10 protein-coding genes are annotated in these 12,270 nt (G+C 53.6%); 4 read left to right on the top strand and 6 right to left on the bottom strand.

All coding sequences use genetic code 11. The annotated features are described in order from the left end of the window. On the bottom strand, positions 1–1,234 hold a 1,234-nt coding region (locus VI895_10610; protein ID HLG20249.1), incomplete at its 3' end, for a TonB-dependent receptor plug domain-containing protein. Between the two features lie 112 nt (positions 1,235–1,346). Here VI895_10610 and VI895_10605 point away from each other — a divergent pair. From VI895_10605 to VI895_10595, 3 genes are all read left to right on the top strand, one after another. Continuing rightward, the gene (locus VI895_10605) at positions 1,347–1,901 is read left to right on the top strand and encodes a YfiR family protein (GenBank protein ID HLG20248.1); all 555 of its coding nucleotides are present in this window, start codon (positions 1,347–1,349) and stop codon (positions 1,899–1,901) included. Between the two features lie 142 nt (positions 1,902–2,043). After that, positions 2,044–3,393, top strand: coding sequence for a 30S ribosomal protein S12 methylthiotransferase RimO (gene rimO, locus VI895_10600; protein ID HLG20247.1), 1,350 nt, complete (start codon positions 2,044–2,046; stop codon positions 3,391–3,393). A gap of 45 nt (positions 3,394–3,438) precedes the next feature. Continuing rightward, complete coding sequence (locus VI895_10595) at positions 3,439–3,606, top strand: hypothetical protein (GenBank protein ID HLG20246.1); 168 nt, start codon at positions 3,439–3,441, stop codon at positions 3,604–3,606. Positions 3,607–3,649: 43 nt separating this feature from the next. On the opposite strand, the gene VI895_10590 is transcribed toward VI895_10595, so the two are convergent. Then, positions 3,650–3,868 carry a type II toxin-antitoxin system HicB family antitoxin gene (locus VI895_10590; protein ID HLG20245.1) on the bottom strand — a complete coding sequence of 73 codons (219 nt, stop codon included), beginning with the start codon at positions 3,866–3,868 and terminating at the stop codon, positions 3,650–3,652. A gap of 2 nt (positions 3,869–3,870) precedes the next feature. Beyond that, the gene (locus tag VI895_10585) at positions 3,871–4,122 is read right to left on the bottom strand and encodes a type II toxin-antitoxin system HicA family toxin (GenBank protein HLG20244.1); all 252 of its coding nucleotides are present in this window, start codon (positions 4,120–4,122) and stop codon (positions 3,871–3,873) included. A gap of 485 nt (positions 4,123–4,607) precedes the next feature. Here VI895_10585 and VI895_10580 point away from each other — a divergent pair, with 485 nt between their 5' ends. Further along, positions 4,608–7,751, top strand: a complete 3,144-nt coding sequence (locus VI895_10580; protein HLG20243.1) for an AAA family ATPase — start codon at positions 4,608–4,610, stop codon at positions 7,749–7,751. Positions 7,752–7,759: 8 nt separating this feature from the next. On the opposite strand, the gene VI895_10575 is transcribed toward VI895_10580, so the two are convergent. From VI895_10575 to VI895_10565, 3 genes are all read right to left on the bottom strand, one after another. Further along, positions 7,760–9,400 carry an ABC transporter substrate-binding protein gene (locus VI895_10575; GenBank protein HLG20242.1) on the bottom strand — a complete coding sequence of 547 codons (1,641 nt, stop codon included), beginning with the start codon at positions 9,398–9,400 and terminating at the stop codon, positions 7,760–7,762. Between the two features lie 251 nt (positions 9,401–9,651). Next, positions 9,652–10,053: a hypothetical protein gene (locus VI895_10570; GenBank protein HLG20241.1), complete on the bottom strand. Its 402-nt coding sequence runs from the start codon at positions 10,051–10,053 to the stop codon at positions 9,652–9,654. A 396-nt stretch (positions 10,054–10,449) separates the two neighbouring features. Continuing rightward, entirely contained in the window at positions 10,450–12,252 is a 1,803-nt protein-coding gene (locus VI895_10565) for a sensor histidine kinase (GenBank protein ID HLG20240.1), read from the bottom strand. Positions 12,253–12,270 lie beyond the last annotated feature (18 nt).

Genomic DNA, 12,270 nt, shown 5'->3' with positions numbered 1-12,270 from the left:
GGAACGGATCGAAGAGCTTCGTCAGACCGATTCTCGGGACGAACGATGACCCGAACTCGCTGTGCTTTTCGAAACGCATGCCGGCCGTCATATTGAGCCACGCCGAAAACGTGCTCTCGTAATAAAACGCAAAGTTTCGGTACACAATGTCCTGTTGGCCGTTCGGAAAAAGATAACTCGATCCCGGCGCGTACGTCGCGCGATCGAACGACACTTCGCCTCCTCCCACCAATTGGAAGTTGTCTCCGACACGGTAGGATGACTTGAGAAGCACTCCAAAGTGATCGACGGCGGCGTCGTAGTAAATCGGATCGGACGGAGGAAGAACGTTGTTCTTCCACGGCTCCTGGTGCGAAAAGCGAAATTCGGGTGTCAGGGTCAATTCGTCGGAAAACGCGTGAGTGTACGACGCGCCCGTATGAAAGGATTTGAAATCGTTAGGCGTGTCGCCACCCGGCACGACAGCGTCGTTTCCGTCTCGATGCGTGGTTTGATAATCGTCGAACAGGAAGTTCGCCCGAAGCGTTTTGTAGCGGAACCCAACGTTCGCGTGGATCGGTCGCAGATCTGAATTCCCTTCCATATTGTACGAATCCCCTGCGAAGTCCGTGAATGCCCGGTCGCCGCGCTGGGCGAATCCCAGAAACGCACCGCCTCCGACGTAGACGTCGTCCCCCACATGGTTACCGAGACCGATTTCAAGATTTTGACGTGCGTAGGTATCGGCGTGATACGCGGAGGTTCCCACGACTTTAATGCCCTCCTCTTCGGCGGCCACGACGGTCACGATGTTGATGACGGCCAACTCCGCAAAGCCGCCGTAAATCGCCGATCCCGGGCCTCGGATGATTTCCACACGCTTGATCAGATTCACCGGGAAATGGTTTCCGAACGGTACATTCGTGTACATCCGGTCGTTGAAAGGATGGCCGTCGACCAGGAGCAGGATTTTCCCCTCGTGCGCCCAGTTTCCTCTAAACCCGGCACCCACGACCCCCAGGACATCGACTCCGAAATCAAAACCGGGCACGATCCGAAGGACATCGATGAGATCCCGGGCTCCCAAATTACGGATCTCCTCCTGCGTAACAATTGTGAGGATTCCGGGGGACTCGCGTGCCTTCATCGCACGATCCGACGCAACCGTAACTTCAAGTCGCAGAAGTTCCTCTAAACTGTACTCACTGAGATCATTCTTCTGTTCCCCCGACTCCGCGTGCGCAGAAAACGGCACGAGACAAACCAGGAACAGTGAAAATGGGGTGCGAATCGACAAAGCTGCTTGTATCTTACCTTGAGAGAACGAGACCTCGAGCGCAAGATTTTTTCAGATCCGACCACGGGAAATGACAAGTTTTTCTTATAAACGATTGGCCGGCGCAGGAGTTCTACTGTCGACGCTCTTGGTTTCTACGACTTCCATCTCCGAATCGGGGCCCACGATGACCGAACTCAAGGCGGCCATGTTTATCGCCATCGTGAAGTCCGTGACCTGGCCCGAAACAACCTTTTCCAAACCAACGGCGCCCTTTGTTTTTGGAGTTATGGGAGACGAGGCTATCGCCGGAGTATTGAGCAAAATGACCGAAGGAAAGTCAGTCTTTCAGCGGCGCCTTGACGTACGCTCCATCTCCGCTCCAGCAGCTAGTGCGCGCGAGGTTCACGCGCTGCTGTTTGCGGGAATTTCCGGAACGCGCGCAAAAATCGTACTCACCGACGTTGGAAATGTGCCGATCCTTACGGTGGGTGACGGGCCGGATTTTCTGGAACTCGGCGGGATGGTGGGCCTTGTCGAAGAGGACCGAAAACTTCGATTCGATGTGAATCGCAGGAATCTCGAACGATCGGGCCTTAAATTGGGCTCCGAAGTCCTCTCGTTAGCTAGGAGAGTGGTGGAATAGAATTTCTATTCTTGACCGCGTTCACAATAATTTGTGAACGTAGAAAACATAGGACAGCTGAATCGTTATCCAAACCTCACAACTTTTTGTTCTAATACTTTATTGGCGCTGACGAGCCAAATTCGCTACACTGGCGCGCTTTATGGGCCCGGAAAAACCACAACTGAAAGTCGGCCTGATCAGCCTCGGCTGCCCGAAAAATCTGGTCGATTCCGAGGTGATGCTCGGCCTCCTCAAGAAAGAAGGCTGCGAGCTGACCAAAGATGAATCGCAAGCGGATGTGATGATCGTAAACACGTGCGCTTTCATTGAAGCCTCCAAGAAAGAATCGATCGAGACGATTCTCGACGTGGCCCGCCGGAAAAGCGACGGCTCGTTAAAGAAGCTGATCGTCACCGGATGTCTGGCGCAGCGATACCGGGAAGAGCTTGAAAAGGAAATGCCGGAGGTCGATCACTTCATCGGCACCGGGGAATTTCATCGGATCACGGAATTTACGAAAGTTCTGCCCGCTTTTCCTCCGCCCCGATCCGCCGTGGATTTTCCGGAGTACGTGTACGACTATGCCACGCCGCGAATTTCGACGCTTCCCCGTCACACGGCGTACGTGAAGATCGCGGAAGGTTGCTCCCGCACCTGCAGCTTTTGCATCATTCCGCGCCTGCGAGGTCCCAACCGCAGCCGGACGATCGATTCGATCGCCCGCGAGGTGGAAAACTTGGCGGCGGAAGGGGCGGTGGAACTCTCGCTCATCGCCCAAGATCTCACGGCGTATGGCCTGGATCTCGGAGACGGGACGGATTTGGAAAAACTTCTCCGCCGCCTCATTGAGATCGACGGGATTCGATGGATTCGGCTGCTGTACAATTACCCGATGTATTTCACCGACGGCCTGATCGACGTCATCGCGAACTCGGAAAAAATCTGCAAGTATGTGGACATCCCCTTGCAACACATCGACAGCGATCTCTTGGCGACGATGCGAAGGAAGGTGGATGAACGGGAGGTGCGCGGGTTACTGGAGAAGTTGAAATCTTCCATTCCCGGTCTGGCGCTTCGAACGACGCTCATCGTCGGATTCCCGGGGGAAAGCGCCGAACAATTCGGCCGCCTGGTCGACTTCGTGAAGGAATATGAATTCAATCGTCTCGGGGTATTCACCTATTCGCAGGAAGAGCGCACCGCCGCTGCAAAAATGCCGGGACAAATCCCGACGAAGGTAAAGAAAGAACGCCGGAACCGAATCATGGCGATTGCGCAAAAAATTTCAGCTCGCAAGAATCTGGAGAAGTTGGGCCGCGTGTTCGACGTACTCATCGATCGCGCGCTTGAATCGCCGAACGGGTACAGCCATGTCGGTCGGACCGAGGGGCAGGCGCTGGATATCGACGGGCAGGTGTTCGTAGCCGGTGCATCCATGCGCCCCGGGACGTTTGTGCGGGCGAAGGTCGAAAAGGCCGGGCCGTACGATTTGTTCGCTCGGACGTATTGAGAACCGCAAGTCCCGACTTGTACGCGAACATTTAGGAGTGACGATATGAAAGAACTTATCATCAGCATCAAATCTCCTGGCCAGGCTTTAAAAGACTTCCGCTCTGCTCTAAAGCGAGCAAGAGCCGAGAAACTGGTTCCCAAGGCTGTGAAAATCAAAGAAGAGGTGATGTCAGGCCGGAAAGCTCGCAGGCCGGTAGTCGAACAAGGCTGACTCGCAACTTTCACACGACCCATCAATCACACAGAACGGTGAATTATGCGACCTGATAGATCACGGGTCGATATTTGGGTGTGGGGATAGATTTTCCCTCTGCTCGTGCGGCGTCGAGCCACGCTTTTTTCGCGATTTCCACCTGAGCCAAAGCTTCCGTTGGAGTTTTTCCAAACGCGGAACAAGCTTCAAGGTCAGGAATATCTGCGATGTATCCTTCATCATCCTCGCTGTAGAATATATTAATATGGTAGTCGGACATTTTTATTTGCCTTTTATCTTTAGATTATACCTCTCCACGAGTTTCATGAACTGGCGAATTTGATAGGGCTTCGCTTGGCCGGAAACTTCCTGAATGTTTACAAGCTCTTGTACGTCTGAATGGGTAAAAATATGATGGCTCCCGGAGATCCTCGAAAGACGAAAACCATAGGCTTCAATTAAAGAGCGGAATTCGTTGAAACGGATATTTTTTGAGCCTTCAAGGATTTTCTTAAGAATTTTTTTGTCACTCACGCGGAAATCCCCTCCGTTTTCGGGTTACAGAATCGTAGAAACGAGCAAGTTTGACAAGGAAACCGAGAAACCACGACGCGTTGGACGAACTTTTGAATATCTGGGGGCCGTATTGAAGGATGAAAGAGGGAGCCCCGCACAGAAATCGGGCAAGGAGTCGGGACGGTGTGATCGGTTTCACAGGAGAGAAGCTTCATGTTCTGGCCGCAGCGGGGACAGGCGATGGGGAGCGGGCCAAAGATCCGAGCCAGGAGGGTGGCTTAACCGAGGAATAAGGGATTTCGCAGAAATTCGTTGGGCCTGCGCTTTCGTTTCACGGAACTCCAGTAAGAATGCGTACTGGCGATACCAGCGATTGCCTTCCTGACGTGTCAATGACCGGCAACGCACATTTTATCGTATCAATTTCCCAAGACCTTCCTAAGCGTTTGTAAGGAAAGTCTTTTCAGTGTAACAGGAAAAAGGGAGTCGAGATCGGACTAAACATGGAACGCCGCCGCCTGATCGCCGTCGGGATTCAAGGCCCCACGCCGCCGCCGGATTCTTCGTCCGGGTCATGGGTGCCGTCGGGGGACTCGAAAGGCGCTGTTATTTTCGGACTACCGGCTCGCCAGGAGGACGACGCCGAACACGCGCTCCTTCTCGCTTCTTCGCTCCTCAATACGGGGCGGAAAATCGTTGTGAAAGAACTCCAAGCCGAGGTTTCCGCCACCGAAGCCAAGTTCGACTGGACCGCTGAATTTGGAAACGAGATATCTCTGGTGCGGCAGGGAGAGGCGCTCGTGTCCCCTGACCTGGCCAAGATTTACGATCGCCGCTTCCTTTTGGAACGCGTGGAAGAGGACGACGGCGAACTCTTCTATCTGCGTGGTGAACGAAAGCGGCCCGCACGCGTTCGAGGCATTCGTGCCCGGCAGATGCCGTTAATCGGCCGAAGCGCGGAAGTGGCTCGCTTTGCCGAACTCATCGACCAGATGTCTCAAGACCAGGGGCAGATTCTCGGAATCGTCGGCGACGCGGGGATCGGCAAGACCCGCCTCGTTCATTCTCTGCGACAGATTGTAGCCGAGCGGAATATTCCGTACGCAGAGGGAAGTTTTATCCTTCACGGAACCGAGCGGCCATATCACGCCTTTCAGCAGATTGTCGCCGCCATCTCTAAAGGTACATCGGATACGCTGAAACAATGGTCTTTAAGCGACGTAGAGGTGGATTACCTTCGCCTCTTATTGGAGCCGGATCGCAAGATCGAGCGATTCGCTTCGTATACGGACGAGCAGATTCGTTTGGGATTGTTTCAGTCGGTTCGCTCCCTCCTTCGCCAAGCCGCGACCACCCCTCTCGTGATTGCAATTGAGGACCTCCACTGGGCCGATCCAAGATCGTTCGAGCTTCTGGAGTCTTTATTGGATGGGATCGAACACCTCCGCCTCCTTTTGGTCCTGATTCACCGGCCGGGTGTGTCGGGAAGCTGGAACCGCCGGCTCAATTACAATGAGATTTTCTTAAAGCCCTTGTCCAAGGACGATATCGATCGGTTCATCTGTACGGCTTTGGAGATCGACCGGGTCTCGGCCAAACTTCGCGAGCTTTTGGTTCGCGCATCGCTTGGGAATCCGCTCTTTATTGAAGAGATCTTACGTCAATGGCTCGACCAGAAGGTCGTGGAGATTCAAACGACGGATGACGACAAAAAAATACTTCGAGCGTCACGACAGGATCTTGTGGCTTTGCCGCCGACGCTTCATTCGTTGATCGCCGCCAGATTCGACAAGCTTTCCGAGAGTTATCGGGAGGTCCTAAGGTCGGCGGCGCTGTTCGGTGTTTCGCTGAACGCGGACGAACTCGAGGAGTTTCTTCTACAGATCGGATTCGAGAATCCTAAAGAGATATGCAATGAACTCCTGGAGCGGAATTATTTCGAGGAACAGAGCGTTTTTCCCCAGCGGATCTTTCGCTTTCATCACGATCTTGTCTTCGATGCCATCCGAAACACGTTGACGGAGAAGGATCGGCGGGAACGGCATGGAAGAATCGCATCCTTTCTCGCCGGTCGGTCGGGGAGGAGCGAAGGCCAGGAGACCGACCGCGTAGCAAATCACTATTTGGAAAGCGACGGCGACGAGGAGGCCATTTTGTGGGCCGTCCGTGCCGGGGATCGCAACCTGGACCTCTTTGCATACGCGCAGGCCGAGAGATACTTTCGCGCCGCCGTCGAGCGATGGGAAACGACATCGCCGTCCTCCCGTTCGCCTCTTGGGGAACTCTTTGTGAAATGGATCGAGGCGCTTCGGGCGATCGGGGACTTTGAAGCCGTGGATAAAGCTTTGGAGCGATGGAAGGCGCTGGGGCTGGGCGCAGATCCCAAAACGTTGGGCCATTATTATTCGGCCCGATCAGAGGTTCAGCAGGCGCGGGCGAACTTCGCGGATGCTCTCGGCGATCTTGACGTCGCCATCCGACATATGAAGGAGGGATCGGCTTTTGCGGATTCTCTGGGTGCCGAAACCAAACGTTTGAAGATGTTGTGGGATTCGGGTCGTTCCAATGAACAGTGCCAGAACGATGCTTTGGACCTTCTTCGCCGACTCGGCGACGATCGCCCTGACCTCCAGTTTCGAATCTGGGTTCAAATGTCCATTCTCGCGTGGAATACGGGCCAATTGCCGGAAAGTTTCGACTATCTCAAGCGCGCCGAAGCTCTTCCTTCAGACCGGATCTCGCCAAGAGATCGTATCAACCTTCACATCCGATTTGCCTGGAATCATGATCTGAATTTGGACCATCCCTCCGCCCTTGCACATGTGAACAAGGCTATTCAGGTAGCCGAGGAATCGGGGCTTCGCGATCAGTATCTTATGGCTATGTGTAATCGTGGATCTCTCTACAGTGAGGTTGGAGAGTACGTCCGCGCACTTGCGGACTACGAAACGGTTTTTCGTGAAGCCCGGATTTTAGGGAACAGGCAGCTGGAGGCGAGATCCTTGATCTTCCAGGCTGATGTCTGCTTGGACGTGGGCGCCTTGGATGAAGTGGAAACGATTATCCGAAGAGTTGAAACGGAATATCGTGTAGACGAGCAACCTTGGTTGAAATCCTTGCTTTGCCGTTTTCGGTATTTAATGGCGTTCTATCGGGGGAATGTTTCTGAGGCCGTTCGTCTGGCTCGGGAGGATTTATCAAATCTCGCTCGGGTTGGAGAGCGGCTGTTTTACCTTCTCCGATATTCAGCGCTCCTGAGGTTTGAGACGTTGCAACATTCAAGACCTGTTTCGGAGATACTGGCCGAATATCTCCCTCTTCGAGAAGAAGTACGAAAGATGCAGATGCCCAGACTTCAGTACTCTTACCATGGAACGGATTATCTTTTGGCTGCCGCAGGAGCCGGCATTATTCCCCCAGAACCGAAGTCTCTCAATCTTCGGTCGCTTTCCGCAGTGTGGTTACAGCAGATGGTTTATGCGAATGCGATTCGTTATCTGGCCAGCAAGAACGAGCATGGGAAATCGCAAAGCCTTCTGGAGGAATTTCGAAGTGTTCGACTGGAGATGGAACAGAAAATCCCGCTTCAATTCCTCGCGCCTTTTCGAAATCATCCGGAGTTCAACCCGGAACGAATCCTTCCGTAATAACGCTTCTATTTCCGAGCGGCCAGGGAGACTTTCCGTTTCGCGTCGACAACGACATACTTGTACCCCCCCCGGGCGAACGGATTCAGTCTGAAGTTGCTCACCCACCCCTGCACGGCTCGGGGAGCACTGCGATGAACCAGCGGAATCAACGGCATTTCCTCCATGATGATCTGAACCACTCGATTGATCCTTTCTTTCCTCTCTGGCGAGTCCTCATCGGCTTGAATTTCCTTGTACAAAGAATCGAATCCGCTGTTTTGAAAGCAGGACCGGTTCGTGGCCGGTGCCGCGTTCGGCCCGTAAAACAACTGAAGGAAGTTTTCGGCATCCGGGTAATCCGCCGTCCAGGAATACAAAAACATTTGCACCTGTCGTTTCTCCATCAGTTCCTGAAGACGCGGCCACGGGTGAAGTTCGACGTTCAGATTCAAACCGATCTTACGGAGCTGCTGCCCTAGCGCTTCCCCCAATTGGCGGTGCCAGGAGGATGACATCAGATGGAGTTTTATTGGGGGGAACGTTCGAACGCCTGCAGCCTGTTTGGCTTTTTCGATGAGCCGCCGCGCATGATCTAAATCATAACCGTACGGATTTCGGAGATCCTCATTATACCCGAACACACCCGGAGCGATCGGCCCATGCGCTTCCCTATCCTTAACGGACCAGAAAAGCTTTATTAATTCATTTCGATCGATTGCCGCACTGATGGCTTGGCGAAGATATTTGTTTGATCCTACGATTTTGTCCTGCATCTGGAATCCCAGAAAAACTGTATCGACGCGCTCGAACACCGTCGGTTCAATTTGCCGTCTCTTCAGCTCGGGTACCGCCGTGCCATCCTTTTGAAATACCAGATCCTGAAGCTCCGATACGACATCCAGAACATCCAAATTTCCTTTTAGAAAGTTGAGCCACATCGGCTGAGTTTCTGGATAGATCCAGAGATTGATTTCATCCGGCTCTGGAAGTTGCCTTCCGGTACGGGAATCAATCTCTTTCCAATATTTTTCGTTTTTTGAGAAACCGATTCGCTGTCCCCGGATCCATTCCTTAAGAACATATGGTCCCGTCCCGACGGGATGATTGATCAATTCATCACCGTACTTCGCCACAACCTCAGGCGACAAAACGCCGAAAGGATGGAGCGCCAGAATGTAGAGCAATTGCCGATAAGGTTTTATAAGCTTAATGACAACTGTCTTGTCATCGGGCGCAGAAAGACCAGCGACACGGCTTGAGTCGTAATTAGGAGTTCCCTTCGCCTTTCCGAGGGCAACGCGAAACTCATCCAGCCCAACGATCCGCCCTTCAAGCATCCACCAGTTCGGTGATTTCACGCGGGGATCGGCGATTCTTTTCAGGCTGTAGACGACGTCTGAGGCCGTTAGTTTCCGCGGCTTTCCGCCGAAAGCCGGATCCTCATGGAAAAACACGTCTTCTCGAAGTTGGAAGGTGTAGACCAACCGATCCGGCGAAATCGTCGGCATCGACTTCACCAAGAGGGGAACAACTTTGTAAGGCCGCGCATAATAATCGTATTGCGTGAGCCCCTGATAGACTTGCTCCAAAGCAACCATTGTGTAGTTGTCCGTGATTATTGCTGGATCGAAGCCCTGGATGTCGGACTCGATCGGGACATTCAACACGCTGATTGCTGTGTCCGCTTCCTTTGGTTTGCATGAGCCCAAGCAAAACGTCGAAAGGGCAACCCATAGAGAAAGAACAGCGACTCCACGAGCGGCAATTTGGGAGCGCAACATCGCAATTGACGTTAGAGGGAGCGGACCAATTGTTCAACTTACCTTCTGGAAACGGTTGCAACCGATCTGCTTGCCGATTGCAGGGCAGTATGTTCGTAGGTTAGAGCCCGATTGAATTTAGGTGAAACTGGGTCTTGTTACGGGTTTGTCACAACCGCTTCGGCCGAAACAACGTTTCCGAGGACTCCCGCCGAATCCACCGGCGTCAAAAGTACCGAACCGTCGAAAGAGCCGAGGCTGACAATCGTTTTGAATGAACCGTCGGACGCGACGTCGATGGAAAACGACGTGTCACCCGATTCAAACATGACTGAATTACAATCTTTGCAGATACCCGAAACATCAACCGTGTAGCTGCCGCAGCTTAGGGCCCTCCTCAAATGACCGCCACCACTGGCCTCTCCTGCGTGAATATCCGCACCGCAGTCGCCGTTTGACGAAACCAACGTGATCGAAACGCTCTCTTCATCGAGCGTCGCCTTCGATTGTTCGCTTCCCGCACATCCGACGGCGAGGACGCAGAACAAAACGCTTGCCAACGTTACGAAGGATCTCAGAGAGAGGTTTGCCATAGTACGCCAAGGAAACTGCGAAGGGTGTGCCAAATTATTAGTTTGCGCCTTTGGCGTTAACCCACTGAATTTATGTTGATTTATACGCTGACCCCGTGCCGCTGTGCCGAACTTTGACTCGAACTGCGTATTTTGGTTCCCCCCTCACCGCAACCGTCATGCCTTCGACATAAGTAATTGAAATAATTTTACTTTATGGGCATTTTGACACCCGAAGGAAACCCGGCCATGGAATTAGAGTTACGCTGGGTCCGAAACCCGAATTATTTTAATGGGTTAAGTTGGATACCTCGGCTGAGCCGTATTGAGCTCAAAACGGCCAATTAATGCGTTATCGATTTTTCCGCGGATCCATATTGGATCTCAGGGGGCTGGAAGAGAATTCTTCTTTCCGGAACCTGGGAGTCTGGCGATGGACTTGAGGGTCCCCTCTATCGCCTCAGCGCTTTCCTTCATCGGCCGGGGCAGGCTCACGGAAAACTGGGCTCCTCCTTCCCCGTGGTTGGAAACCCCAATTTCGCCTCCCATTTCCGTGACGAGTTTCTTGCAGATGGCGAGGCCGAGGCCGATACCTCTGCGTTTCGTCGTGCGAAGGGCATCGAACAAGGATGCCACCCGGTCGGCGGGAATCCCCGGACCTTGATCCTGAACGTGGACGGCGATGCGATTTCCTTCGACCGTGACGCCGACACGAATCGTTTCCCCTTCCGGCGAGGCCTCGACGGCGTTTCGAAGCAGATTCTGAAGCACCCGTCGAAGAGCGAACCGGTCAGCCACGGCATGGAGAGACAGCTCCGACTTCGGCAGATCCCACCGAATCGTGTTTCCTTCCGTTGAGTTCTGCAGCGCTTCCACGATAGAACGGAGTTCGGCCGCGACATCCAATTCCACAGGTTGAAGAACAGGTTCGGAAATAAGGGTTTCCAGGTTTTGAAGGAAACGGTTGAGCCCTTCAAACTCTCGTAGCGTCACTCGTTGGAACATCTCCCGCACGGCGGGCTCGTCGCCGCGGCTGTTTATCAAGTGAGCCGCGTTTTCGATGTTGCGCACCGGGTGGCGAAGGTCATGGACGAGTTCGCCGGCAATTCTTCCAATGACGGCCATTCTCTCCCTTTGGGCGATCAATTCGTGCAATTGGCGGAGATCGCCGACCATCTGATTGAACGCCTCCGCAAGATGCGCCCGCTCGTCGTTGCCGACGACATTGACCTGGATGGATAAATTTCCTTTGGCTACTTCCTTCGTCGCTTCAACCAACTCTTCGAGGGGGCGAGTCATTTTCCGGCTGAATCGTGTACCGGCGAAGGCAATTAAAATCACTAAGAGACCGCCCGAGAGAAGAAGCAGGCGCGACAACCAATGGGACGCCGCAAACGCTTCCGCCTGGTCTTGTTCTATCACGACCTTCCAATCGAGCGAGCGAATCGTTTGAGCGGCCGCTACGACGGGGACGCCGATGAGATTCCTATATTGGGCAGTCGAATCCGCTGAGGGATATGGAATGGTCGTCGGCTCATGGGAGTCCATTTGATCCAAAATGAATTTCTTCCCCTGCGGGGCGCCGTGCGCGATCACGTGGTGATTCCGGTCCAATAGAAGCAAGCGTCCGGAATCTCCAATACGAATCGACTCGACCAGCTCCCATAGCTTGGCGATATTGATCTCGGCCAGCAGCAATTCATCGTCGTTTAGACGATGCGTCAACTGGATCGTCGGCATCAAACCGCCCTTCCATATCAGGTCCGAGATTCTCGTCTCCCGCGGAGAGAGATCCATCGGCACCGGAAGGCCGGAAACCGTGGAAGGGGTCCAGGTGGGGTCGCTGCCGGCAATCACCTCCTTCTTGCTGTTGACGACGACCACGCGCTTCAGCTCGGGAAATCGCAGAGTATAACCATCCAATAGGGACTGTCGCGCGGTACGATCCACGATCGCACGGCCCATCGTTTCGGCCAGTCCCTCCAACACGCGCACGTGGGAGGCCACGATCTCCTCCATTCGTCCGGCGGTTTGATTGGCCACTTCCTGTAAACCTTCCTTCGCCGTTTGTTCCGTCGCCACGATCGAGCCGCGAACGGCCAAGAATAGAATCGATGCTAAAGGCACGACGGCGATGCTGCCGACCAGCCAAAACAGTCGCGTGGAGAGATGTTTACGAAGAATCATCTTTCAACTCACATTGCC

This window comes from Bdellovibrionota bacterium (genome assembly GCA_035292885.1).
Classification (GTDB): domain Bacteria; phylum Bdellovibrionota_G; class JALEGL01; order JALEGL01; family DATDPG01; genus DATDPG01.
Note: the sequence above shows the minus strand (reverse complement) of the source record. Positions and strands in the feature narration are given on the sequence as shown.

Bases quoted from the DNA above. Each gene is read 5' to 3' on its own strand.
- VI895_10605 (HLG20248.1), top strand. From the start codon at position 1,347: ATGACAAGTTTTTCTTATAAACGATTGGCCGGCGCAGGAGTTCTACTG.
- VI895_10590 (HLG20245.1), bottom strand. From the start codon at position 3,868: ATGTCCGACTACCATATTAATATATTCTACAGCGAGGATGATGAAGGA.
- VI895_10565 (HLG20240.1), bottom strand. From the start codon at position 12,252: ATGATTCTTCGTAAACATCTCTCCACGCGACTGTTTTGGCTGGTCGGC.
- VI895_10580 (HLG20243.1), top strand. From the start codon at position 4,608: ATGGAACGCCGCCGCCTGATCGCCGTCGGGATTCAAGGCCCCACGCCG.
- VI895_10595 (HLG20246.1), top strand. From the start codon at position 3,439: ATGAAAGAACTTATCATCAGCATCAAATCTCCTGGCCAGGCTTTAAAA.
- rimO (HLG20247.1), top strand. From the start codon at position 2,044: ATGGGCCCGGAAAAACCACAACTGAAAGTCGGCCTGATCAGCCTCGGC.